At 69.4% G+C, this 24,405-nt stretch carries 26 protein-coding genes; 17 read left to right on the plus strand and 9 right to left on the minus strand.

Annotation, left to right across the window (positions count from 1 at the left end):
- Nucleotides 1-181 precede the first annotated feature (181 nt).
- On the minus strand, nt 182-1,096 hold the full coding sequence (locus tag GD1_RS09230) for a polyphosphate kinase 2 family protein (protein ID WP_083534003.1): 915 nt from the start codon (nt 1,094-1,096) through the stop codon (nt 182-184).
- 33 nt (nt 1,097-1,129) lie between these two features.
- On the minus strand, nt 1,130-1,963 hold the full coding sequence (locus tag GD1_RS09235) for a TetR/AcrR family transcriptional regulator (RefSeq protein ID WP_244882625.1): 834 nt from the start codon (nt 1,961-1,963) through the stop codon (nt 1,130-1,132).
- 43 nt (nt 1,964-2,006) lie between these two features.
- On the opposite strand from GD1_RS09235, the gene GD1_RS09240 reads away from it, so the two are divergent.
- From GD1_RS09240 to GD1_RS09280, 9 genes are all read left to right on the plus strand, one after another.
- Nucleotides 2,007-3,353 (plus strand): DUF445 domain-containing protein, encoded by a 1,347-nt coding sequence (locus GD1_RS09240; protein ID WP_373855285.1) that lies wholly within the window; start codon nt 2,007-2,009, stop codon nt 3,351-3,353.
- Nucleotides 3,354-3,450: 97 nt separating this feature from the next.
- Complete coding sequence (locus GD1_RS09245) at nt 3,451-4,074, plus strand: helix-turn-helix domain-containing protein (RefSeq protein WP_238404147.1); 624 nt, start codon at nt 3,451-3,453, stop codon at nt 4,072-4,074.
- 5 nt (nt 4,075-4,079) lie between these two features.
- Nucleotides 4,080-5,234 carry a hypothetical protein gene (locus tag GD1_RS09250; protein WP_059036816.1) on the plus strand — a complete coding sequence of 385 codons (1,155 nt, stop codon included), beginning with the start codon at nt 4,080-4,082 and terminating at the stop codon, nt 5,232-5,234.
- A gap of 105 nt (nt 5,235-5,339) precedes the next feature.
- Complete coding sequence (locus GD1_RS09255) at nt 5,340-5,654, plus strand: DUF2516 family protein (RefSeq protein ID WP_059036798.1); 315 nt, start codon at nt 5,340-5,342, stop codon at nt 5,652-5,654.
- 368 nt (nt 5,655-6,022) lie between these two features.
- On the plus strand, nt 6,023-6,490 hold the full coding sequence (locus GD1_RS09260) for an RrF2 family transcriptional regulator (RefSeq protein ID WP_059036799.1): 468 nt from the start codon (nt 6,023-6,025) through the stop codon (nt 6,488-6,490).
- 75 nt (nt 6,491-6,565) lie between these two features.
- Nucleotides 6,566-7,756, plus strand: coding sequence for a globin domain-containing protein (locus GD1_RS09265; RefSeq protein WP_059036817.1), 1,191 nt, complete (start codon nt 6,566-6,568; stop codon nt 7,754-7,756).
- Complete coding sequence (locus tag GD1_RS09270) at nt 7,753-8,190, plus strand: hypothetical protein (RefSeq protein WP_053778294.1); 438 nt, start codon at nt 7,753-7,755, stop codon at nt 8,188-8,190. The genes GD1_RS09265 and GD1_RS09270 overlap by 4 nt, the downstream gene beginning before the upstream one ends.
- Nucleotides 8,191-8,243: 53 nt before the next feature.
- Nucleotides 8,244-9,146, plus strand: coding sequence for a MerR family transcriptional regulator (locus GD1_RS09275; RefSeq protein WP_083534004.1), 903 nt, complete (start codon nt 8,244-8,246; stop codon nt 9,144-9,146).
- Between the two features lie 66 nt (nt 9,147-9,212).
- On the plus strand, nt 9,213-10,295 hold the full coding sequence (locus GD1_RS09280; protein WP_053778293.1) for an alpha/beta fold hydrolase: 1,083 nt from the start codon (nt 9,213-9,215) through the stop codon (nt 10,293-10,295).
- Here GD1_RS09280 and GD1_RS09285 read toward each other — a convergent pair.
- From GD1_RS09285 to GD1_RS24685, 3 genes are all read right to left on the minus strand, one after another.
- Nucleotides 10,292-11,710, minus strand: coding sequence for a HAMP domain-containing sensor histidine kinase (locus tag GD1_RS09285; protein ID WP_244882619.1), 1,419 nt, complete (start codon nt 11,708-11,710; stop codon nt 10,292-10,294). The genes GD1_RS09280 and GD1_RS09285 overlap by 4 nt on opposite strands.
- On the minus strand, nt 11,707-12,414 hold the full coding sequence (locus GD1_RS09290) for a response regulator transcription factor (RefSeq protein ID WP_053778292.1): 708 nt from the start codon (nt 12,412-12,414) through the stop codon (nt 11,707-11,709). Before GD1_RS09290 ends, GD1_RS09285 begins: the two co-directional genes overlap by 4 nt.
- Before the next feature lie 64 nt (nt 12,415-12,478).
- The gene (locus GD1_RS24685) at nt 12,479-13,267 is read right to left on the minus strand and encodes a DUF5666 domain-containing protein (RefSeq protein ID WP_059036800.1); all 789 of its coding nucleotides are present in this window, start codon (nt 13,265-13,267) and stop codon (nt 12,479-12,481) included.
- Nucleotides 13,268-13,417: 150 nt separating this feature from the next.
- On the opposite strand from GD1_RS24685, the gene GD1_RS09300 reads away from it, so the two are divergent.
- Entirely contained in the window at nt 13,418-14,098 is a 681-nt protein-coding gene (locus GD1_RS09300) for a GyrI-like domain-containing protein (RefSeq protein WP_059036818.1), read from the plus strand.
- Here GD1_RS09300 and GD1_RS09305 read toward each other — a convergent pair.
- Together GD1_RS09305 and GD1_RS09310 are read right to left on the minus strand one after the other, a co-directional pair.
- Nucleotides 14,065-15,579: an FUSC family protein gene (locus GD1_RS09305; protein WP_059036801.1), complete on the minus strand. Its 1,515-nt coding sequence runs from the start codon at nt 15,577-15,579 to the stop codon at nt 14,065-14,067. The two genes, GD1_RS09300 and GD1_RS09305, sit on opposite strands and share 34 nt — an antisense overlap.
- A gap of 19 nt (nt 15,580-15,598) precedes the next feature.
- Nucleotides 15,599-16,678: a UDP-N-acetylmuramate dehydrogenase gene (locus GD1_RS09310; RefSeq protein ID WP_059036802.1), complete on the minus strand. Its 1,080-nt coding sequence runs from the start codon at nt 16,676-16,678 to the stop codon at nt 15,599-15,601.
- A 125-nt stretch (nt 16,679-16,803) separates the two neighbouring features.
- Here GD1_RS09310 and GD1_RS09315 point away from each other — a divergent pair, with 125 nt between their 5' ends.
- The 6 genes from GD1_RS09315 to GD1_RS09340 all read left to right on the plus strand — a co-directional run bounded on the left by GD1_RS09315 (nt 16,804) and on the right by GD1_RS09340 (nt 21,667).
- Nucleotides 16,804-17,298 carry a DUF2505 domain-containing protein gene (locus GD1_RS09315; RefSeq protein WP_020792429.1) on the plus strand — a complete coding sequence of 165 codons (495 nt, stop codon included), beginning with the start codon at nt 16,804-16,806 and terminating at the stop codon, nt 17,296-17,298.
- A gap of 48 nt (nt 17,299-17,346) precedes the next feature.
- Nucleotides 17,347-17,856, plus strand: a complete 510-nt coding sequence (locus tag GD1_RS09320) for a DUF2505 domain-containing protein (protein ID WP_059036803.1) — start codon at nt 17,347-17,349, stop codon at nt 17,854-17,856.
- 79 nt (nt 17,857-17,935) lie between these two features.
- Complete coding sequence (locus GD1_RS09325) at nt 17,936-18,640, plus strand: class I SAM-dependent methyltransferase (protein ID WP_202926822.1); 705 nt, start codon at nt 17,936-17,938, stop codon at nt 18,638-18,640.
- Nucleotides 18,641-18,662: 22 nt separating this feature from the next.
- Complete coding sequence (locus GD1_RS09330; RefSeq protein WP_059036804.1) at nt 18,663-19,463, plus strand: carbon-nitrogen hydrolase family protein; 801 nt, start codon at nt 18,663-18,665, stop codon at nt 19,461-19,463.
- Nucleotides 19,464-19,494: 31 nt separating this feature from the next.
- Nucleotides 19,495-20,796 (plus strand): LmeA family phospholipid-binding protein, encoded by a 1,302-nt coding sequence (locus GD1_RS09335; protein ID WP_059036805.1) that lies wholly within the window; start codon nt 19,495-19,497, stop codon nt 20,794-20,796.
- 73 nt (nt 20,797-20,869) lie between these two features.
- Nucleotides 20,870-21,667, plus strand: coding sequence for a hypothetical protein (locus GD1_RS09340; RefSeq protein ID WP_059036806.1), 798 nt, complete (start codon nt 20,870-20,872; stop codon nt 21,665-21,667).
- 35 nt (nt 21,668-21,702) lie between these two features.
- Here GD1_RS09340 and purU read toward each other — a convergent pair whose 3' ends face one another.
- Nucleotides 21,703-22,647 (minus strand): formyltetrahydrofolate deformylase, encoded by a 945-nt coding sequence (purU, locus tag GD1_RS09345; protein ID WP_244882622.1) that lies wholly within the window; start codon nt 22,645-22,647, stop codon nt 21,703-21,705.
- Nucleotides 22,648-22,675: 28 nt separating this feature from the next.
- On the opposite strand from purU, the gene deoC reads away from it, so the two are divergent.
- Entirely contained in the window at nt 22,676-23,353 is a 678-nt protein-coding gene (gene deoC, locus GD1_RS09350) for a deoxyribose-phosphate aldolase (RefSeq protein WP_059036821.1), read from the plus strand.
- A 38-nt stretch (nt 23,354-23,391) separates the two neighbouring features.
- Here the strand turns inward: deoC and GD1_RS09355 are convergent, their stop codons facing one another.
- Nucleotides 23,392-24,396: an NAD(P)/FAD-dependent oxidoreductase gene (locus GD1_RS09355; protein ID WP_059036807.1), complete on the minus strand. Its 1,005-nt coding sequence runs from the start codon at nt 24,394-24,396 to the stop codon at nt 23,392-23,394.
- Nucleotides 24,397-24,405 lie beyond the last annotated feature (9 nt).

A 24,405-nucleotide genomic window follows, 5' to 3' on the forward strand; every position in this document is an offset into this window, starting at 1 on the left:
ATCGAAACCTCAGGAGGCCGAACTCGCCTACGCAACCACCTCTGAGCTGGTCACCGCCCCACGTACGCTACCGAGGTTTCGACTCGGGTCCTCGCCCTTCGGGCTCGGTCCCGGCTCAATCATCAACGGGCCGTTGGTTGTTGCGGACGGTAGTGGTTGGGAAGATCTTGACCCGGGGTGGTCAGTCGTCGAGTGAGCGGATGCGCTCGAGTTCGGTGGCGACGTCGAAATCTGCTGGGGGCCAGTCCAGATCGAGTCCCGACAGCGCACTGATCAGCAGTTCACAGACCGCCAGGCGGGCGAACCACTTGTGATTGGCCGGGATCAGGAACCAGGGGGCGGTATCGGAGTCGCAACGATCGAAGATCGCCTGGTAGGCCTGCAGGTAGTCGTCCCAGAATCCCCGCTCGTCGATGTCGCCGGGGTTGTACTTCCAGTACTTGTCGGGTCGTTCGAGACGCTCGGTGAGGCGTGCCTTCTGCTCGGCCTTCGACACCACCAGCGCGCACTTGATGACGGTGGTGCCGGACTCGACCAGTTCCTTCTCGAACTGGTTGATGATCGCGTACCGCTTCTCCCACTCCGACTGCGGCACCAGGTTGTGCACGCGCACCGGCAGGACGTCCTCGTAGTGCGACCGGTCGAAGATGCCGAGCCGCCCGGCCGGCGGCAACGCCTTGTGGACCCGCCACAGGAAGTCGTGTTCGAGCTCCTCCGGGGTGGGTTTGCCGAAACCCTTGATCGCCAGCCCCTGCGGGTCGAGCAGTCCGCCGACGTGGCGCACGATGCCGCCCTTGCCCGCGGTGTCCATACCCTGCAGGACCAGCAGGACCGACCGGTTGTCGCCGGCCCGGCCGTTGGCGTACAGCAACTCCTGCAGGTCCGCGAGCACCTCGCCCCGTTCGGCGAGCAACTGCTCGCCCAGCTCCCGGGAACCGGAGAAACCGGGCGTCGAATCGGCGTCGAAGCCGGCGATCGGTCCGACCGCCCCGACCCGTAAGGCGGTGACCGCCGGGGTCAGCCAGCCCGCCGGGTCGTTCTTGCCGTTCTTACCGCCACCGTTCTTACCGTTGCCGTTCTTACCGTTCTTGCCCATGGGTGTGGATCTCCTCGGGTCGGTCGGGGTCGGTCAGGCAGGGGAATCCGTGGCGGTTCCGGCATCGGGATCGGTTTCCGCACCGGGTGCGGGCAATGGGGCGGGGTCGGGCATGGCCGGTGGGGCGGCCATGAACAGTTCGCGGGAGCCGTTCGACGCGGCCACGCCGACGATCGAACTCCACACCATCATCACCAGGTAGTCGATCAGTTCGGGCAGCTCGATCGGCCGATCGACCATCCACCAGTCGACCGCACGCTGCATGGCCCCGACCAGCATGTACGACCACACCTGGGCGCCCGAGGAATCGCCGGACCGCTCGTCGAAGCGGCTCACGAGGGTCGCGTTGAGCAACTGCGCGACGATCTTCTCCGACTCTGCGGAGGTCACCGACGACGTCGGCGACGCCGACCAGGCGAACCGGTACAGGGCGGGCTCGTCGGCGACGGCGTTGACGTAGACCTCGATCACCGTGCGGGTCAGGGTGTACTCGTCGACCTCGTCGCTGATCGCGTCGGTCAGCCGGGGTAGCAGTGTGGTCTCGAAGAACCGGAAGGTGACCGCGACACCCAGGTCGTTCTTGTCGGTGAAGTACCGGTAGAGCACGGTCTTGGAGATGCCGATGTGCCCGGCGATCTCGTCCATCCCGACATCGGCGCCGAGTTCCCGGATCGCGGCGATCGTGCCGTCGGTGAGTTCGGTCCGGCGGGCCTGTTTGTGCTTCTCCCATCGGGCGCGACGGCCGTCGGGCTTCGGCCCGGACTCGGCGGGTCCCCCGAGCAGTGCATGCTCGATGCCCCGGGTCACCGTCGCCGCGGCCGACACCGCGGCGCGGGCCGCGGATGCGGGGCTGGGACGATTTGCGATCACCACGTCAGCGTAGTGGCTGCAAGCGGGTACAACTGAGGGGGTGTCAACACTGAGTCCCGACATCACGGGCGCCGGGCGTCACCGGAAGCCGGCGTCGGCGTCGGCTCCGGGGTTCGGCGCCGGTGACTCCGTGGCCGACGAGAAGCGGCGACGTGACCTGCGCAAGATGAAGATCGTTGCGACCGCCATGCTGCTGGTCGCCGCGTTGATCTACCTGTTCACCAGGTATCTCGAGCACCGTGACGGCGCCGACGTGGCCGCCTGGGTGGGGTACGTCCGGGCGGCGTCGGAGGCGGGCATGGTGGGTGCGCTGGCCGACTGGTTCGCCGTCACCGCATTGTTCAAGCATCCGCTCGGCCTCCCGATCCCGCACACCGCGCTGATCCGTAAGAAGAAGGACGAGATCGGCGACCAGCTCGGCGGCTTCATCGAGGACAACTTCATGACGCCGGAGGTGATCGTCCAGCGTGCCGAACAGCTGGACATGCCGCGGCGGGTGGCGACGTGGCTGGCCGATCCGGCCAACGCACCACGCGTGTCCGACGAGGCCGCGCGGGCACTGAAGCTCGCCTCGGAGATGCTGCGTGACGAGGACATCGAGCAGTTCATCCAGGCCGCGCTGCGTTGGGCGGCCGAACCGGAGTGGGCACCGCCGATCGGCCGTATCCTCGACCAGCTGATCGCCGAGGAACGACTCGAACCGGTCTTCCAGCTCCTGTGCGACCGAGCCCACGAGTGGGCGCTCGGCAGCCAGGAGGTGATCGACCGGGTGGTCGAGGCGGATGTGGGCCCGTCGTGGAAACCGAAGTTCGTCAGCGTGCTGGTGGGCGACAAGATCTACCGTGAGCTCGTCGACTTCACCGAGAAGGTGCGCAACGATCCGCAGCACGACCTGCGCAAGTCGATGCACCAGTTCGTCGAGAAGTTCGCCCACGATCTGCAGCACGACCCACAGATGGTGGCCCGGTTCGAGGGCATCAAGCACGAGCTGGTGGGCAGCGACGAGGTCGCCGGTGCGGCGTCGACCGCCTGGAACACCGGCAAGGCCGTGATCGAGCAGATGCTCGCCGACCCCAACTCGACGCTGCGGAACACATTGTCGGATGCAGTGATCAACCTGGGGGTGCGGATCCGCGACGACCGCCCACTGCAGGAGAAGATGAACGGCTGGGTGGCACGTGTCGCCAATCACGTGGCGACCAACTACTCGCGGGAGATCATCTCGGTGATCACCGAGACCGTGCGCGGCTGGGACGCCGACGACACCAGCCGCAAGATCGAGCTGCAGGTGGGGCGTGACCTGCAGTTCATCCGGATCAACGGCACCGTCGTCGGTTCGCTGGCCGGGCTGGTGATCTACACGATCTCGGTGCTGATCTTCCATTGATCGGCGGGGCAGCGGCACCGCCGGGCGGCCTCACAGACTCGCGGTGCATGCACAGTGCTTGCATGAGTTAGCACCTGCGCCGATACTGGCTTGCACCATGCGTGGCACATCCAAGACCCCTGATCCCTCTCATCCCGCCGACGACGACCCGGCAGGGTCGTCGGGGGACGGGGCGCCGGGAGACGGGACGGATCCCGGTCCGGCCCATGACACACATTCCGGTGGGGTCGGGCACGCCGTCGAGAACGTGACCGCGGTCGCGCAGGATGCCGTGGCGAACGCCGCCCAGGACATCGGGGCGTTCATCCGGTCGCAACGGCTCGGTGCCGAGGTCTCGTTGCGGCAGCTGGCCGAACGGGCCGGCGTCAGCAATCCGTATCTGAGTCAGATCGAACGTGGTCTGCGTAAACCGTCGGCCGATGTGCTCGCCCAGATCGCCAAGGGTCTGCGCGTCTCGGCAGAGGTGTTGTATGTCCGTGCCGGAATCCTCGAAGAACGGCCGGCCAGCCCGGTCCGGGATGCCCTGGTCGCCGACGACTCCATCAACGAGCGGCAGAAGCAGATGCTGCTCGAGATCTACGAATCCTTCCGTAAAGAGAACGCCGCAGAGGTGAACGGCCCAGCGGCAACCGGCCCAGAGGTACATGGCACAGAGGTAACCGACCCGGCGGGAGACGCCCCAGCGGGCAGTGACCCGGACGGTCCCGACTCCGAGGAGTGACCACCATGCTCGACAACCCGTTGACCAGCGCACTCGGCCAGGTGTCCGCGCTGTTGACCGATCTTCGCGAGCGAGGCGAGGCCGCGACCGGTGAGGCGCAGTCGCGGATCGCCGACACGGTGGGCGGGGTCCAGGCCCGCATCGCCGGGGGGATCGAGGAGACCCAGTCGACCATCGACGAGACCCTGGCGGCGGCGCTCGCCGCGTTCGACGACGCACGGTCGAAGCTGTCGGCGTTGCCGGTGGAGATCCCGGCCGAGATCGACGAGCTGGCCTCGCGGTTCTCGCCGGACGAACTGCGGCGGGTGGCCGAGGCCTATCTGGCCGTCGCCGCGGCCCTGCTGACCTCGTTGTCCGAGCGCGGCGAACAGGTGGTGGGCAGGCTGAAGGCACAGCCCTCGGCGCTGGAGAACCGGCCGAAGCTGGAGAAGTTGTACACCGATGCGCTCGCGCTGACCGAGGAGGCGTTGGGCACCATCGCGTCGTCGGCCCGGCTGGTCGGCGAACGCGCCGTCACCGACGTCGAGACGCTCGTCGTCGACGCGGAGATCGTCGACGACCCGGCGATCGAGGCCCCGAAGATGCCGGTGACGAAGGCGGCGCCGGCGACGAAGGCTGTGCCCGCGAAGGCGCCCGCGAAGAAGACGCCGGCTGCCCAGACGGTCACCCCGGCGAAGAAGGCTACGCCGGTCACAAAGGCGGCACCTGTCGACAACGCTGCGCCGGCCAAGAAGACCACGCCGGCCAAGACGGCTGCAGCGAAGAAGGCTGCGCCCACGAAGTCGGCTGCAGCGAAGAAGGCTGCGCCGACGAAGTCGGCTGCAGCGAAGAAGACCACGACCGCAGCCAAGCGGGTTGCGCCGGCCAAGACTGCAGCGAAGACGACTACGCCGGCAAAGACCACGGCAGCCAAGAAGACCACAGCAGCCAAGAAGACCACAGCAGCGAAGAAGACCACGGCAGCGAAGAAGAGCACGGCAGCCAAGAAGACGACCGCCGCGAAGAAGACGGCCGCTGCGAAGAAGACGACCGCCGCGAAGAAGACGACCGCCGCGAAGAAGACCACGGCAGCCAAGAAGACGACCGCCGCGAAGAAGACGACCGCCGCGAAGAAGGCCGCACCGGCAAAGAAGGCCGCGGTCCCGCGATCCACGACGTAGCGGTCCACGGTCGGTGATGGGCACCCCTGGGTGGGCCCTGCCCGACCGGCCATGGGCCCGGTCGCGTCGGGCGTCTGCCGTGTATGTCGGTCTAGAGTGGTCGCTGTGAGTCTTGTGGGAGTTCTTGCGGCCGGCCAGAACATCGTGTTGTGGCTGTTGACCGTCGTCGCCGGCGTGGCCGCCGTTGTCACCCTGATCCATGCCAGTATCCAGCGCAAGGACGCATTCCCCGCGGTGGACAAGCAGAGCAAGGTGCTGTGGGTGTCCCTGCTCGCTGCGGCGACGGTGTTCATCTGGATCTTCCAGGCTCCGACGATCCTGTACCTGATCGGCGTCGTCGCCCTCATCGTCTACCTCGTCGACGTACGTCCGCGCGTCGACGCAGTCCAGGGCAAGTCCTGGTTCCGTAAACACGGCTGACCGGCCGAACCGTTCGCTTCCCGAGTAGCCACTCCGCATGGGGTGGCTGCTTTTTTCTGTCCACTTCCGGGGGTGGTGGTTGCGTCGGGGAGGTCGGGCTGCGGAGGTTTCGACACGCCTCGTCGCTACGCTCCTCGTCGGCTCAACCATCGTTGGCTCACGCCTCGTCAGCTCGGCTCGATCACCGTTGGCGCGCGGCTCAGCCATTGCTGGCGCACGGCTCGATCACCGTGGTACGCGCTGTGATCACCGTTGGCACCGGCGCCTCGACAACTGATTCCCAGGTGTGGCCGACCGCCACGCGAACGTGACGAGGACCACGTCCCGATAATATGCATCTCAGATGCAAATTATGGTGAAGTGTAGTTGTGCAATTGACCCGGTTCACCGACATCGGCCTCCGCGTGGTGATGCGGCTGGCGGTGCAGGGGGACGGGTCGATGACCACACGAGCACTGGCCGATGACCTCGAGGTGCCATATACGCATGTGGCGAAGGTCGTCGGTCGGTTGTCCGAGCTCGGGATCGTCCACTCCCGGCGCGGTCGAACCGGTGGGCTCGTCATCACCGAACTCGGGCGGACCGCCCGGGTCGGGTGGCTGGCGGGACGGCTGGAAGGGGAGGGGGAGGTCGTCGACTGTGACGGCCCCACCCCCTGCCCGCTCCGAGCCGCCTGTCGTCTGCGTGGGGCGCTTGCCGCCGCACGTCGGGCGTTCTTCGCCAGCCTCGACGAGCACACCGTCGGCGACCTGGTCGCCGACCCCACCGGTGCGGTGCTGCTCACCCTCGACCTGCCGCGGCGAAACGTCGCCGAGGTGGACCGGGTCGCCGAATAGCCCTCGGCGACCTACCTTTCCCGCCCGGATACCCCAATCGGTACCCGCCCGGGGACCTATCGAATGGAGAATGCCGTGCTGTCGCAGGCCACTCGTGAAACCGTTGCCGCCACCCTTCCCGCTGTCGAAGGTGCGCTCGGCGAGATCACCCCGAACTTCTACAACCGCATGTTCACCGCGCATCCGGAGTTGCTCGACAACCTGTTCAACCGCAGCCATCAGCAGTCCGGGGAGCAGCCGCTGGCCCTCGCCGGCTCGATCGCCACCTACGCCCACCTGCAGCTCGAGCCCGATCTGCGTCGTCAGCGGTTCATCATCGACCGGATTGCCCATAAGCACGCCTCGCTCGGCGTCACCCGCGATCAGTACGCGGTGGTCCACGAGCACCTGTTCGGCGCGATCGTGGAGGTTCTCGGTGCCGCGGTGACACCCGAGGTCGCCAATGCGTGGGACGAATTGTATTGGGACATGGCCGATGTGCTGATCCGCGAGGAGGCCGACCTCTACGCCGCAGCCGGTGTCGAGCCCGGACAGGTATGGCGCGATCTGCTGGTCACCGGCCGGACCCAGGCGTCGCCGGACACCGTGTCCTTCGTGCTGGCCCGACCCGACGGTGCCGAGCTGCCGACTTTCCATCCCGGACAGTACATCTCGGTGCAGGTTCCGCTCGCCGACGGCGCACACCAGATCCGGCAGTACAGCCTGACCGGCCCGGCCGATCGCCGCGCCGAGTGGACGTTCAGCGTCAAGCTCGCCGGTGAGGTGTCGGCGCACCTGCACGAGCACGTCTTCGAGGGTGACACCCTGCATGTGTCCACACCGTTCGGCGATCTCGTTCTGCCCGATGATGATTCGCCGCTGCTGCTGGCCTCGGCAGGGATCGGCTGCACCCCGGTGATCGGTCTGCTCAACGCTCTGGGCGCCAACGGCCGGCAGCGTCAGGTCACCGTCCTGCACGCCGACCGTTCGCGTGCCCGCCAGCCCCACCGCGGTCAGCTCGCCTCCCTGGTGGAGAATCTCGACGACGCCCGCCTGTACCAGTGGTACGAGCAGGGTGTGGAGCATGTGAACTCCGACGACGTCCGCGTCGGCCAGATGTCGCTGGACGGGATCGAGCTCGCCGACGGCGTGCACGCGATGCTGTGTGGCCCGGCCGGTTTCATGGGCGCCGTGCGCGAGCAGCTGCTGGCCCGCGACATCCCCGAGGACCGGATCCACTACGAGACCTTCGGTCCGGAACTGCTGCGCACCGGCAGCTCCCGATGAGTACCGCCTCGGCGTTCGCCACCGCGGCCACCTTCCTGTGGCTGGGGATGGTGTTCGCGATCTCGTTCATCGAGGCACCGCTGAAGTTCCGGGCCCCCGGGATCACCATCCCGCTGGGCCTGGGCATTGGCCGGCTGGTGTTCCGGGCGCTCAACGCCGTCGAGGTGGTGTGGGCCGTCGTACTGGTGGTCTGCGCCGCCGCCGGCGGCTGGATCGGGGACGCCCAGGGCATCCTCGTGATCATCGTCGCGGTGCTGCTGGCCATCCAGGTCGGCGGCGTCCGCCCGGTGCTCAACCGTCGCTCCGACGCCGTGCTCGCGGCCGGCGACGCCTACGTCGAGGGCCCGCGCAGCAACACCCACCTGGTGTATGTGGCATTCGAGGTGGTCAAGGTGGGCGTGCTGATCGCGATCGGAGTACTGCTTCTCGCGTGACGCGCGGGAGCGGGCCGCATGCGGCCGGATCGAAGCGGAATAGACTGACCTGCGTGGCTGAGTATCGGATCAACGACCTTGCCGAGGCGTCCGGGGTCAGCGTGCGCAACATCCGCGTCTATCAGGACCGCGGTCTGCTCCCGCCCCCCACCATCCGGGGACGCACCGGCTGGTACACCGAGGACCATCTCGTCCGGTTGAACCTGATCTCCCGGATGCTCGAGCGTGGGTACACCTTCGCCACCATCAGCGAACTGCTGCACGCCGCGCACTACGGGATGAAGGTCGAGCACGTGCTGCGCGGCACCCCACCCAAGGGTGGCCGGTTCCGCAACTTCAAGCGGGCCGCGACCATCACCTTCACCGAACTGCGCAAGTCGCTCAACGCCAGCGAGCGCTCCATCGCACTGAGCCAGAAACTGGGTCTGCTGGTCAAGGACGGCGCCCACTACGCGGTCAAGAACCCCGAGGTCCTCGAGGGTGCCGAGGTACTGGTCAAGAGCGGGATCGACATCGACGTCCTGCTCGACCGCTTCGTCCGTGTACAGGGTGATCTCGAGGACGCCGCACGCAGCTTCGTCTCGATCATCACCGACAAATACGTCAACGAGAACCTGCCCGACCTCGGCGAGGACACCATCAGCAAGGTCGCCGACCTGATCCAGACGGTCCGGCCGATGGCCCACGAGATCGTGGAGACCACCTTCCGTAAGGCGCTCGACGACGAGATCACCCGCGCGATCGGGCAGGCGTCGACCTACTTCGACGTGACCGCCGCCGACGACGCGGGCATCACCGTCCTCGACGACCGCGACACCGCAGCCGATCGCGACACCGCCGACGGCCACGACACCGCAGCCGACCGCGACTCCGCCGGCGCCGGCGAGGCCGGGAATCGTGATCTCACCGATCTCGTTGACGGGGAGGAGACGGCCGGAAAGACGGCCGAAGGATAGCCCGCGTGGCGACGCGCGGAGATGGACCGAAGACCTGATCGTCGGGTCTTGGAGGGGGAGAGAACCATGCGAACACGCACTGCACTCATGGGTGTGGCGGGAGCGGCAGCCGGTGCCGTGGCGGTGGGGGCCGCAGCCGGGATCGGCGGCATCTTCGCCGCACTCGCGCGCGAGGCACTGACCGCCGAACGGGCGGTCGACGACGGCCCGGACGAACTGATCGCCACCCCGGCGGCCGAGCCGATCCGCCGGGAGGTCGTCGCCACCGACGGCACCCACCTGTACGTGGAGATCCACGGACCCGATCCGGCCACATCCGATGCCGAGGTGATCGTCGCCGCACACGGATGGACCTGCAACACCAGCTTCTGGAACGCCCAGATCAACCGGCTCACCCCGGAGCGGACCGTGGTGGTCTACGACCAGCGCGGACACGGCCGCAGTCAGGTGAGCCGCACCCGTCCCACCATCGACCTGCTCGGCCAGGACCTCGACGCGGTGCTCACCGCGGTACTCCCGGCCGGACGCAAGGCCATGATCATCGGGCACAGCATGGGCGGCATGACCGTCATGTCGTGGGCGGCGCAGTTCGCCGGCAAGGTGCCCGACGTCGCGTCGTCGGTGGCGTTGATCTCCACCGCGGCGGTCGACGTGCTCGGCAACCATCGCCTGATCCCGGAGAACCTGCCGTTCTACAGCCGGCCGTTCCAGCCGACCGTCGGACGCCTCGTCACCTCCACACCCGTGCCGTTGCCGCACACCGCGTTCAACGACCGGTTCTCGCACTACATCGCGCTCGGACCCCACGCCCGCGCGGCACATGTCGCCTTTGTCGACGCGATGGTCTCGCAGTGTCCGGCACGGGTCCGGGCCGGATGGGGTGCGGCGATGGGCCGGCTCGACGTGCTCGCCGGGCTACGTGCGCTGCGGGTGCCGACCACCGTGATCGTCGGCGATCGGGACCGGCTCACCCCGGTGATCCACGCCGAACGGATGGCACAGGTCCTGCGTGACCAGGGCGATCTGCGCGACCTGGTGGTGCTGGAGGGGGTCGGCCACATGGCCCCGATCGAGGCGGCCGGCGTGATCGACGACATCCTCGAACAGCAGGCCACCGAGACCGGCTCGACGCTGCCCGCCGACCACTAGTCCCCGGACCGGCCGGTGTCCTCCGCGTCGGCGGGGGCACCGGAGCCGTCGGGTGCGGTGGCCTCGGTTGCCGGGGTGTCCCCGGGTGCGTCGGTGAGCGGTATATCCAGCCGGAACGTGGCGCCCGGTCCGTCGGTGTCGAGCAGACTCAGCTCGCCGCCGTGGGAGCGGGCCAGCCCCCGCGCCACCGCCAGTCCGAGTCCGGCGCCGCCGGAGCGGCGGTCCCGGGAGACATCGAGCCGCACCATCCGGTCGAAGATGCGTTCCCGGTCGGCCTCGGGCACCCCGACGCCGGTGTCGGTGACCGTCGCCGAGACCGTGGTCGGCGTTGCCGAGACGGCGACCGCCACCCGTCCGCCGGCCGGGGTGGCCTGACAGGCGTTGTCGACGAGATTCGCCAGGATCTGCGACACACGCCCCGGATCTGCCCAGGTCAGCGGGGCGTCGCCGGAACAGGTGATGTCGAGGTCGGGATGCAGCAGGGCCACGCGCCGGCACTGTTCGTCGGCGAGCGCGGTGAGGTCGGTGGACGACGGTTGCAGTGTCAGACCGGCGTCGATCCGGGCCATGTCGACCATGTCGTCGACCAGCCGCCCGGCGCGTCGGGTCTCCTGCACGAGCAGCAGCAACAGTTCCTCGCGTTCCTCCGGGTCGGCGTCGGGGCGCATCTGCAACAGCGTCTCGGCGATCGCCTGCACCCCGGTGACCGGGGTACGCAGTTCATGGGCGGCATCGGCGACGAACCGACGCACCTGCTCCTGTGCCGCACGCTGGCGTGCCTCGGCACCCTCGAGCGAGTCGAGCATGTCGTCGAAGGCCGCCGCCGTCCGCCCGAGTTCGGTGTCGGTGCGCGCCGGGTCGAGGCGGGTACCGCGCCGGCCTGCGGCGATGGATCGCGCCACCGAGGTCATCGAGTCGAGCGGCGACAACGCGTACCGCATCCCGAACCACAGCAGCAGGGCGGTCACGGCGAGTGCGACGACGCCCGTGACGACCATGTCGACGAGCAGCCGGGAGCGCACCTCACCGAGCAGGTCACCGTCGATCGCCAGGGTCACCTCGGCGTCGTCGCTCCACGACCGGCCCGACCCCTTCAGCCGGACGTCGCGCTGGGCGACCGAGCCGCGGGTGGGCCGGCCCACCTCGGTGCCGTCGGCCAGCCGGACGCGTGCGCGCACCGACTCGTTCTCGATCCGGCGCAGGAACATCTCGGGGTTCGACGAGTTGCCGGCATACTGCTGGGCGAGGGCTTCCCGATCGGCCAGCAGGGCCTCGGCGGCCTGGTTGCTCGCCACCGTGAACAGCGTCGCCCCGATCGCGATGATCGCGACCAGGGCGAGGGTGACCACGGCGACCGCGGCCAGGGTGACCCGGGCCTGCAGCGAACCGCCGGTGATCCGGCGGCGCAGCCTCACGATCGGCCCGCCGCCGTGGCGGCACCTGCGGCATCCGGTGCGGCGGGCCGCAGCGTGTAGCCGCGGCCGCGTTCGGTCTGCAGCAGCCGGGGCCCGTGGGCCTCGAGTTTGCGGCGCAATGCGCTCACGTTGACCTCGACGAGGTTGGGGTCGTAGTGGTCATATCCCCACACCCCGGTGAGGATCTGGGTCTTGGTGACCACCCGGTCGCGTCGTTGGGCCAGGAAGCACAGGACGCGGAACTCGGTGGGGGTCAACGCCAGTGGCGTGCCGGCACGGGTGGCGACCCCCTGATCCTGGTCGATCACCAGATCGTCGACGTAGAGCAGGTCGGTGTGGGCGCCGCGTCTGCGCAGCACCGCCCCGACGCGGGCGACGAGCTCGGCCATCTCGAACGGTTTGGTGATGTAGTCGTCGGCGCCCTCGGTCAGACCGTGTAGCCGGTCGGCGACGGCGTCGCGCGCGGTGACCATCATGATGCCGGCGTCGCTGCGGCGTCGGACGACGTCGAGCAGGGTGAAGCCGTCGGAGCCGGGCAGCATGACGTCGAGCAGCACCACGTCGGGGGCGAACTCGTGCAGATCGTGCTCGAGGCGGGCGCCGTCCTCGCGGGCGATCACCCGATGCCCGGCGTCGGTGAGGGCCGCCGTCAGGGCGACCCGGATGGATGTGGAGTCCTCGATGACCAGGACCGTCGCGTTCACGACTTCAGATTCTGCCAGTGCCCGGGCCCGGCGGGGACGACGCCGGACCCGATTCGCACAGTGCTCAGCTGGGGGTGCCGGCGGTGGACGGGGCGCTCGGGGTGTTGCTGCCGCCCGGCGCGCCGGAGTTGCCCTGCGTACCGCGTTCGGGTGCCTTGGCGATGCGGGTGGCGGTGATCTTGTCGCAGTCGCGGTCACCGGCCACCATGACCTCGTCGCCGACGGCGAAGTCGCCGCGCTCGGCCGGTGCGCGGCCGGTACCGAAGCCGGTCTCGCCGCCGACGGTCACGGTGATCTCGGTGTCGTCGCCGGTGCGGACGGTCCAGGTGTCGCCGTTGATCGCGGTGATCTCACCCATCACGCCGCGTCCGCCACGCATGCCGGGGCCGTTCTCGCCGCCCATCTGACCGCCGCCCATGCCGCCCATGCCGTTACGGCCGCCGCGGTCACCCTGGCCGGAACCGTCCCGGTCACCCTGCATCTGGGAGTGGCCGCCGCGTCCGCCCCGATGACCGTCGCCGTCACCGCTCGCCGCCCAGCCGATGCCGCCGCCGATGATCCCGCCGACGATCAGCGCGGAGACGCCGGTGATGATCGCGGTGCGGTGGGAGCGGACGAACGACCAGCGCGAGCTGGATGCCGGGGCGCCGGCCGCTGCCGGGACAGCCCCTGCCGGAACCGCGCCTGCCGGTTCGTTGCCGGAGTAGGGGGCGGTGGGTGCCGCGGGGATCGCGGTGGTCGGGTCGGCCGGGTATGCCGTGGTGGGGGAATCGTCGGGGTGGACGACGGGGGTGGTCTCCGCGTCGCCGTCGATGTTGTCGTTGTTGTCCTGCGGTGCACGTGAATCACTCATGGGACATACGGTATGGATCGGACAGGGGCCGCAACTGAAGGGTTTCTGAAGGTGTCCGCAGCGGTCGGGGTGCGGCGGTCGGGGTGCGGCGGTGTCCCAGGTCAGGCACCCCATCCTGGACCGGGGCCGGACCCGAGGAGAGGAGTGCCGGTGGGTGGATCGCACGAGCAGGCCGACGATCCGGGCAGGGGCGGGGAGTTCGAGAAGGTCGACTTCGGCAAGACGTCGGCCGACTACCGGGCGCGCCGCGGGCGATTCGACATCGTCGACGTCCCGGCCAGGTCGTATCTGATGATCGACGGCCACGGTGACCCGAACTCGGCATCGGAGTTCGCCGAGGCGATCGCCGCGCTGTATCCGGTGGCGTACGCCCTGAAGTTCCACAGCAAGCGGGAGCTGGGTCGCGACTACGTCGTCCCACCGCTCGAGGGTCTGTGGTGGGCCACGGATCCGGATTCCTTCACCACCGCACGCGACAAGTCCCGCTGGGACTGGACCTTGCTGCTGATGATCCCGGACTGGCTCGGCGCCGAGGATGTCGAGGCGGCGTTCGGTGCCGTTCGTGCCAAGCGTGCGGTACCCGGCCGGATCGACGACATCCGGGTCGCCGGGCTCACCGAGGGACGCTGTGTGCAGACGCTGCACGTCGGGTCGTTCGACGACGAGGCGCCGGTGCTCGAGGAGATGCACCAGCGGTTCATCCCCGCGCACGGACTCGCGATGACCGGCACCCACCACGAGATCTATCTGAGCGACTTCCGTCGGACGGCGGTGCAGCGGCTCCGCACCATCCTGCGTCAGCCGGTGGGGCCCGCCTCCGACCCATCCTGAGGGGCGCCCGGACGCGGTCGGATCGGGGGCGCGGGCATCGGCGCCGCCGTGGCGGCGCGTTCCCGATCGGCCAGCAGTTCTCGGCCGGAGGTGTGTAGTCCGTGATGTGCCGGCCACCGTCGCCGGGCCCACTCGGGTTCACAGTGCGCGGCATGTCGGAGGGCGGCGGCCCCGGTCCGCAGGGCGTGGTCGAGCCGACGGTGATGGGGCAGTGAATCGGGTTCGGTCGCAGCATCGGTGATCGACGCGGCCACCCGCGCATTCGCATCGGCGAGGATCGACCGGTGTGCCCGGGGCAGGACGACCCACAGCACGGTCACCGCGACCGTCACACCCACGACGGTCTCCAGGATGCGGGCGAACAGGGTGGGGCCCAGCGATGCCGGCGGCGCCAGCTCACCCAGGATCATGGCCAGCGGAGTGATCACGATCATCGCGATCGAGTAGTTCACCACCAGGAAGACCTCGGTGACCGCCATCAGCACCGCCACGGCGATGATCAGCACCGCCGGGATCTGCAGGGGTACGGCGAGGGCAGCGAGCACCAGTACTCCGAGCACGGTGCCGACCAGGCGGTGCACCCCGCGCCAGCTGCCGAGGAGCCGGTCGGGTCCCTGGTGCAGGATCATCGCCGCGGTGATCACCGCCCAGTCGGGGCGGGGCAGGCCGACGGCGATCGCGGCGCCACCGGCGATCACGCAGGCGAGCCCGAGGCGCAACGCGAGGGTGCGGGTGCGGACGCTGCGGTGTCCCCAGCGCAGCCGCTCGGCCACGGTCGGGGTGTCGGTGCGTTCCGGGTCCGGTGTGGACGTGATCCCCGGCGAATCCGTGTCGGCCCGGCCGGTCCGGGACCGCCACACATCGGGGAGTGCCGCGCACAGCGTCACCAGCAGCGCCGACCCCGCCCCGGCCGCCGTCCATCCGATCACCGCACCGACCGAGGCCGTCGAATGTGCCACCAGCACCCCGGCGAGTTCGGCGCACAACACCAGCAGAAACGAGCCGGGCGCGGGTTCGCGGAGCAGATCCACCCAGACAGCGGCTCCGACGGCGATCGCGATCATCAAGGCGCACAAAACGATCCAGCCGAGGGTGGTCGGCCACGAGCGCATGCCGTGGCCGACCAGCGCACCCGCGGTGGCGCAGCCGACGAGGACCACCCCGTAGCCGCACACCACCTGCCATCGGACCCGGTGCAGGCGGCGTTCGCCGTACACCACCGCGAACGCACCGAGGGTGGAGACGGCCGCGCCGACCCCGCCGCTGACGGCGAGCCCCACCAGACCCGGCAGGGCCACCGCGATCAGTGCGCGGAGTGCACCGCCGATCCGTGACCGCGCGCCGGCCACCCCGAACAGGATGGTGCGGACCGAGGGGCGATGCGGAAACCCTTCGTGGACGGTCGGATCCGGCCGGTCGGGGAGCTGGGTGGGGTCGGCGGTCGGTGTGTGTTCAGCGGCCGGAACGGGATCGGCGGTCACCGGAACGCGCGAGCGGAGATCACAACGAGCACCCCACCAGCACGGGCTCGGGGTGCAGCACCACACCGAAGGCGTCGGCCACGCCGTCGCGTACCTCGCGGGCCAGGGCGAGTACGTCCGACGTCGACGCCGAACCCCGATTGGTCAGTGCCAGAGTGTGTTTCGTCGACAGTCGGACGAGCGCATCGGGGCCGGGATGGCCCTTGGCGAAGCCGGCACGCTCGATCAGCCAGCCCGCCGACAACTTGATGCCGCCCTCGGCCGGGTACTCCGGCACCGCGGCGTCGGGACCCACCTGTGAGCGGATCCGCTCCAGGACCGATGCCGCATCGGCGTCGGCGACGATCGGGTTGGTGAAGAACGAGCCCGCACTCCAGGTGTCGTGGTCGGCGGGGTCGAGGACCATCCCCTTGCGTCGTCGGGTGGCCAGCACATGCTCGCGCACCTCGGCGGCGTCGGCCTGCCCGCCGGGCTCGACGCCCATCGACTCCGAGAGCTCGCGGTAGCGCAGCGGCCGGCTGAGCCGGTCGTCGTTCAGCCAGAACGACACCGCCACCACGACCATCTCGTCGCGGTGCTTGAGCCGCGAGGTGCGGTAGCCGAGTCCGAGCTCGTTGGGCGAGACCCAGCGCAGGTTGCCCGCCCGCCGGTCGAGCACCTGCACCGACCGCAGGATGTCGGCCACCTCCACGCCGTACGCCCCGACGTTCTGGACCGGGGTCGCTCCGGTCGAACCGGGGATGCCCGACAGACATTCCAGACCGCCGTACCCCTCGGCGACGGTGCGGGCCACCAGGTCGTCCCACACCACCCCGGCGTCGGCGGTCACATGGGCGCGGCCCGACTCGCGGCCGGTGCCGAACTCGATCCGGGAACTGCCCACCACGATCGCGGTGCCGGGGAACCCGTCGTCGGAGATCAGCAGATTGGACCCGCCGCCGATGATCAGGACCGGTTCGCCCGCGGCGTCGGCGGCGGCGATCTCCTCCACCAGGTCACGCGTCTGCGCACAGCGGATCAGTGCGCGGGCCGGTCCGCCGACTCGCAGAGTGGTCAGGCCGGCGAGCGGCACCCCGTGCTGCAGCGATGTCTCGGTCACGGCAGTGAGGGTAACCCGGCCACCGGACTCGTGAGATCTCGGCGATCGGCGTCCCGGCCCGGCGCACACGTGGCCGAGCCGGGACGCGGCGCGGTCCGCCGGAGGCGTCGAGTAATCTCCTCGGCATGGCGAGCTCGCTCAAGCACTCGGTGTCCTTTCCGTTCTCCACCGCCCGGTACTGGGACATCGTGTCCACCGAGCAGTACTGGCATGACCTGCTCGAGGCGACGAACTCCAGCCACGGCTCGCTCGAGTCGTTCCATCGCGACGGCGACACCGTTGTGATCGAACTCAAGCAGGGCGTCCCCGAGGACCGGCTGCCGTCGGCGGTCACCGCCGTGCGTCCCGGCGACCTCGAGATCCCCCGCACCGTGCGCTTCACCCGCTCCGGCGACACCATCACCGGCACCATGACGGCCACCGTCACCGGTGCTCCGGCCAAGGTCGACGGCGAGATCTCGGTGAGCGGCGACCCGGCCACGGTCGGCTACACCGGCTCGGCGACGGTGAGCATCCCCTTCCTCGGCGGCAAGATCGAGAAGGCCATCATCGGCGAGCTCGAGGCGCTGCTCGACAACGAGCGAGAGAAGACCGTGACCTGGGACGTCGAGCACCCCTGAGCCCCACCCCGGCGAAGGTAACGGGACGGTCACGTACGCTAGACCGTTATGGCACGACGTCTCAGCTACTCCGCGCGCTACACCCATGCGCCGGAAAAGCTCTACGAAGCTCAATGCACCCGTCAGTACTGGGATGACATGATGGCGGGCTTCCAGATGATCTCCCCACACTGTGAGGTGGAGGATTTCCGGGCCGACGAGACCGGCATGAAGGTGATCCTCAAGCAACACATCGGCCGCGACCAGCTGCCGGCGATCGCCCAGACCGTCCTGATGAAGGACATGGTGATCACCCGTGAGGAGTCGTTCGGACCCTTCGATCCCGACAACACCAAGGGCGACTACACCGCGTCCATCCCGGCCGGGCCGGGCAGCCTCACCGGATCGCAGGAGCTGCTGCGCACCGAGACCGGCTGCACCCTCCGCAAGACCACCGAGGTGAAGGTCTTCATCCCGTTCGTCAACGGCAAACTCGAGCAGCTCATGCTGGTCAACGTCGTCGATCTGTTCCGCGCCGAGGCCGAGTACGCCAAGGACTGGATCGACAAGAACCTGTGATCGCAGGGCGGTGAAACCCGCGGGCCGGATCACTCGCGGCACGACGAACATCAACCGTCTGCGCCGGATCGACCGGTGGATGGCGAACTCGCCGGCGATCACCGGCGCACTGACGTCGGTACCCGCCCCGCTGGTCGTCGACCTCGGATACGGCGCCCGCCCCGACACCTGCGTCGAGATGGCGCACCGGCTGCGCAGCGTCGCACCCGGCCTGCAGATGGTGGGTCTGGAGATCGACCCCGACCGGATCGTCGACCCCCGCGACGGGGTGCGCTTCGACCTCGGCGGTTTCGAGCTGGCCGGGCTGCGACCCCATGTGGTGCGGGCGTTCAACGTGCTGCGCCAGTACGACGAGTCCGAGGTGGCCGATGCGTGGGCGCAGATCTGTGGCCGGCTGGCCCCCGGCGGACTGCTCGTCGAGGGCACCTGTGACGAGATCGGCCGCCGGTGCGCCTGGATTCTGCTCGACGCTGACGGTCCGCGCACCTTCACCCTGAGCTGGGCACCCCGGCACACCGCCCGCCCCTCGGATCTGGCCGAACGGCTGCCCAAGGCGCTCATCCACCGCAACGTCCCCGGTGAACCCATCCACGACCTGCTCGTCCTCGCCGACCGATGCTGGGACAACGCCGCAGGCCAGACCGTATTCGGGCCCCGAGCGCGGTGGGCGCAGACGCTGCGATTGCTGCGCGCCGAAGGTGTCGACGTCGAGATCCCCCGACATCGATCGGTCGACAACGTCCTCACCGTCGGATGGTCGACGGTGGCCCCGCGGCAGGGGTGAGCACTGGTTTAGGGTGAGCCGCATGCGCATCGCCATGGCCCAGATCAGCACCGACGTCGATCCCGCGGAGAACCTCTCGGCGGTGGCCGCGGCGACCGCCGAGGCCGCGGCGGCCGGCGCACGTCTCGTCGTGTTCCCGGAGGCCACGATGTGCCGGTTCGGTGTGCCGCTCGGGCCGATCGCCGAACCGCTCGACGGCCCGTGGGCGCGGGGCGTCTCCGACATCGCCGCCGCGCACGGCGTCACCATCGTGGCCGGGATGTTCACCCCCGCCGACGACGGCCGGGTGTCAAACACCCTGCTGGCCGCCGCACCCGACGGTGTCCGCACCCGATACGACAAGATCCACCTCTACGACGCGTTCGGCTTCCGGGAGTCGAAGACCGTCGCCGCCGGTGACACCGCGGTCGTCATCGACGTCGACGGCGTCTCGGTGGGACTGGCGACCTGTTACGACATCCGGTTCCCGGCCTTGTTCGCCGCACTCGCCGAGCACGGCGCCGAGGTGATCGTGGTGCCCGCGTCGTGGGGGGCCGGTCCCGGCAAGATCGACCAGTGGCGCACGCTGGCGACCGCCCGGGCGCTCGACGCGACCGCCTACGTGGTGGCCGTCGGACAGGCGGAACCGGTCGATGAGGCGGTGCGCACAGCCAAGGCCCCCACCGGGGTCGGACATAGCCAAATCTCAGATCCCTTCGGTAGCGTGGTCGCGTCATACGAGGGGGACCACCGGATCGGCGTGCACGATCTCGATCCGGGTGTGGTCGTCCGAGCGCGCGAGCAGCTCGCCGTGCTGGCCAACCAGCGCACATTCCACTTCTGACCTTTTCCGACGATGCCGAAGGACCGAACGCATGTCCGAGGACCCCAACGACGAATCCCGCACCGCGCCGAGCACGGACGACCGTGGCGGCGTCGGTCGATCGCAGGACGTCCCGGCCACCGGTCATCCGGCGACCGACGACCCGGCGACCCGTGAGATGACCGGGGCGAAATCCGGCGAATCACCCGACAGCGCAACGACAGACAGCGCAACCACAGACGGCGCGACCACAGACAGCGCAACCGCCGGGGACGAACCGGCGGGCGGTGAACCGTCCACCGAACCCGCCGAGACGGCGGCCACCGACATGTGGGAGCCCATCGCGACCGCCGAGCAGCCGCGGGCGTACTCGCAGATGTCCGAGGCGCCGACGAGCCCCACTCCGACCGATCCGCGCAACGCCGCATCGGCCAAGCCGGCAACGGCGACGTTCACCTCGACCGGGACGCAGACCCTGCCGCCGCAGGAACCGCCGACCCAACCGCCGGCCGACGGCGTGGTGACCAGCGCACCCGGCCGTGGCGGCAAGGGCAAGTTCATCGCACTCGGCGCGGTCGGTGTGGTGCTGCTCGTCGTCATCGCGCTGGTGGGATCGGAGTTGTTCTTCCGCAGCCGGATCACCAACTGCCTCCAGGACCAGCTCGGCGAGATCACCGGACAACCGGTGAGCGTCTCGCTGAGCAAGAAACCGGTGCTGGTGCAGGTGATCAGCAAGAACCTGCCGTATGTCCAGATCGACACCGACGATTCCGGTGGCAGCTCGGCCATCCGCCTGCACGTCCGCGCCGACGGGGTGACCCAGAGCGGTGATGCGGTCAAGATCGACTCGGTGAAGGGCACCGGGTTCGTGTCCTTCCAGCGCATCGTCGACCTCAGCAAGGACGGACAGTTCGGGCTGGGCGGGCAGGGATCCGGCCAGACCGGGGGAACCACCGGCGGCACCGGGGGCGAGAACTTCCTGGCCAACACCCAGATCACCTCGCTGGTCGGCAATCCCGCCGACGGCACCATCAAGGTCGACGCCGCCGCACAGCTCGGGTTCATCCCGATCCCGGTGAGCCTGACCCTCAAGCCGGTGCTCGACCAGGGCAAGGTCACGTTCACCGCGGTCGAGGCGAGCGCCTTCATCTTCGGTATCCCGGCCGACTACGCCCAGCAGTTCGTCGACGGCTTCGGTGACACCTTGTTCGGCGAGCTCACCGACGACATCACGGTGCAGGACCTGAAGGTGACCGAGCAGGGCGTGGACTTCTCGGTGACCGGATCGAACCTCGACCTGTCGCAGATGCAGACCGCCGGCGGGCAGCAGACGAGCAGCTGCTCACTGTTCTGATCCCGGTAGTCACTGTTCTGATCCCGGTAGGCTGGGAGATGTCCGATTCTCCACCCGGCTCCCGGAGGTCACCGTGGGACAACTCCTGCTGATCGCGCTCGTCATCCTGCTCGTGGTGGGGGTGGTGGTGATGGTGCAGCAACGCAGCGGCGCATCCCGTGCCCGCGATCTCGACGACGCGAAAGCCGATGCGCGCCAAGCGATCGAACGCCTGGGGGGACAGGTCTATCTGCTGACCGGGGACTCCCCGGCCGCTCGGCAGGCACTCGCCGATGCCTCCGAGCGGCTGAATGCGGCCGGCTCGCAGATCGAGCAGGCGAGTACTCCGGTCCAGGCGCGACTGGCCAAACAGACCGCGATCGAGGGCCTGTACTACATCCGTGCCGCGCGGATCGCGATGGGCATGGACCCGGGCCCGGTGGTTCCCGAGCTCGAGGGACAGAAGAGTGCCGGACAGGTGACCGAGGACCGCGTCGTCGACTTCGAGGGCCGCAAGGTCGAGGCGTCACCCACCCCGTCGACGTCGACCCCGAACTACTACCCGGGCGGTCGGGTGGCCGGGCGTCCGGTGCCCGCCGGCTGGTACTCCGAGCCCTGGTGGAAACCCGCACTGATCGCCGGTGCGTGGGGTATGGGATCGATGCTGCTGTTCTCGTCGCTGTTCGCCGGGATGTCCGGGGTGGGCTACGACGCAGCCGGGTTCGAGAGCGGCGCAGGCGCCGGCACCGATGCCCTCGACACCGGTGCCGGTGACACCGGCGGTGACGACTTCGGCGGTGGCGGTGACGATTTCGGTGGCGGCGGCTTCGGTGACTTCGGCGACTTCGGTGGGGGAGACTTCGGCGGTGGCGGCGACTTCGGCGGGTTCTGACCGATCAGGCCGTCCCGATCGGTTGAACACCGAGATCAGTTGAACACCACGGTCTTCCGGCCGTGGACGAGCACACGATCCTCGAGGTGCCAGCGCAGACCCCGTGCCAGGACCAGGGTTTCGATGTCGCGGCCCTGACGCACCATGTCCACCACCGCATCCGAGTGGTCGATACGGGTCACGTCCTGCTCGATGATCGGTCCGGCGTCGAGGTCGGCGGTCACATAGTGGCAGGTGGCGCCGATCAGTTTGACGCCCCGCGCGAAGGCCTGGTGGTAGGGCCGTGCGCCGACGAAGCTCGGCAGGAAGCTGTGGTGGATGTTGATCGCCCGTCCGGCCCAGGCCTCGCACAGTTCCGCCGGCAGGATCTGCATGAACCGCGCGAGCACCACCGCGTCGGGGGAGTAGCCGTCGACGATGGCCTCGACCTGGTCGAAGGCGGCCCGCTTGGCGCGTGCACTGACCCGCGTCCGGCCCCGCGCGGCCCCCTCCGGCGCGGTGAACGGCACGTGGTGGAACGGCACGCCGAAACGTCCGGTGAGCTGCTCGAGGTCGGGATGGTTGCCGACCACCGCCGACACCGTCGCGGGCAGTTCGCCGCGATGCGCCCGGCCGAGCAGGTCGATCAGGCAGTGGCTCTCCTTGCTGACCAGCAGCACCACGGACTTGGGTTCACCGGTGTCGGTGAGCTTCCACTCGGTGTCGGGACCCCAGTCGGCGGCCACCTCGGCGAACCGCTCACGCACCTCCGACAGCGGCATCGCCACGGAGTCCGCGCGCACGGCCTGGCGGGTGAAGAACCAGCCGGAGTCGTCGTCGGAGTGGTAGGCGGCCTCGGTGATCCATCCACCGATCTCGGCGAGGAAGCTCGAGATGCGCGCCACGATGCCGGTCTGGTCCGGACAACCGAGGGTCAGGACGTAGCGGCGGTCGGAGATGGCGGCGGTGCCGGTGGGGTGCGGGGCGTCGGAGGGGATCACGGTAGTCCAGTGTGCCAAGCTCGACGATGTGACCACCACCGACCTCCGTCGTTCCGATGTCGCCGCCCTCGTCGACCACACCCTGCTCAAACCCGAGGCCACCCGCGCCGACGCCGAGGCCACCGTCGCCGAGGCCGCCGAACTCGGGGTGTACGCGGTGTGTCTGTCACCCTCGATGCTGCCGATCGACACCGGCGCCCAGAAGACCTGTGTGGTGGCCGGATTCCCGTCGGGTAAGCATCATTCGCTGGTCAAGGCCGCGGAGGCGCGGCTGGCGGTCGACACGGGCGCCGACGAGGTCGACATGGTGATCGACGTGGGTGCCGCGGTGTCGGGGGCCTTCGACGAGGTCTTCGCCGACGTCCTGACCGTCCGGGAGGCGATCGGCCCCGACGCCGTACTCAAGGTGATCGTCGAGTCGGCGGCACTGCTCGAGCTCGCCGGCGACGACACCCTGCGGGAGGTGTGCCTACGTGCCGCGACCGCCGGGGCGTCGTTGGTGAAGACCTCCACCGGGTTCCATCCGGCCGGTGGTGCGAGCGTGCGGGCCGTGCAGATCATGCGTGAGGCCGTGCCCGCGACGGTCGGGGTGAAGGCATCCGGCGGGATCCGCGATGCGCGCTTCGCGGCCGAACTGATCGCGGCCGGGGCCACCCGGCTCGGGCTGTCGGGGAGCCGCGCGGTGCTCGACGGCTTCCCCGACTAGTCCTGTGGCCGGCCGGTCCCGGGCGACCGGGCCGGTCCTCAGGCCGAGGTGGCCGTGCTCACCCGCATCGCGACCGCGTGGGTCACATCCGCGTCGGCGAGATCGGCGTTGATCAGTGCCCCTGCCTGCACCCCGGCGGCGGCCGACGCCCCGACGATCGCCGAGATGTCTGCCGCATTTCCGGCCGCGAAGACGCCGGGAACGCTTGTGCGCCCGCCCATCTCGGTGGGGATGAAGGTTCCCATCGGGTTGTCGGCGAGCTCGCCGCCGAGGGCGGTGAACAGGTCTGCGCGGGCGACGAACCGTGGCGTGACGGTCAGCGCGTCCAGCTCGAGCTCGGTGCCGTCGGAGAGGACCGCCGCCCGCAGCCGGCCCTCGGCGGTGTCGAGGCGACGGACCGGTCCCCGCACGAGCGGCACGCCGAGGGCGTCGAGCCGTGCGTACTCGTCGGCCGACAGTTCCGGCAGTGACTGGTCGATCAGCGTCACCTGATCGCTGAGCTGGGTGAACAGCAGAACCTGGTGCATGGCCATCGGCCCGGTGCCCAGGACCCCGATCCGCCGGCCGCGCACCTCGTAGCCGTGGCAGTACGGGCAGTGCAGCACGTCGCGGCCCCAGAGTTCGCCGATCCCGTCGACGTCGGGGAGTTCGTCGACCAGGCCGGTGGCGAGCAGCAGCCGTCGGGCGCGGTACCGGCTGCCGTCGGCGAGTCCCACCTCGAAGGCGGGATCGGTTCCGTCGAGCCGGACCGCGGCGGTGACCTCGCCGTCGACGATCGTCGCACCGTAGCCGAGGGCCTCGGCGCGGCCGGCGGCGAGCAGGTCGGCCGGGGCGATGCCCTCGCGGCCGAGCAGGTTGTGGGCGCCGTCGGCGGGGGCGTTGCGGGGCCGTCCGGCGTCGACGACGACCACCGAACGCAGTGATCGGCCCAGGGCGACGGCGGCGGAGAGGCCGGCGGCGCTACCGCCGACGATGACGACGTCGACCGGGGTGGCCGGTGCGGGCTGCGCGGAGTGGTCGGGGGTGGTGGATGTGCTGGTCATGGACTCGAC

It is taken from the genome of Gordonia desulfuricans NBRC 100010 (assembly GCF_001485495.1).
GTDB classification, from domain to species: Bacteria; Actinomycetota; Actinomycetes; order Mycobacteriales; family Mycobacteriaceae; genus Gordonia; species Gordonia desulfuricans.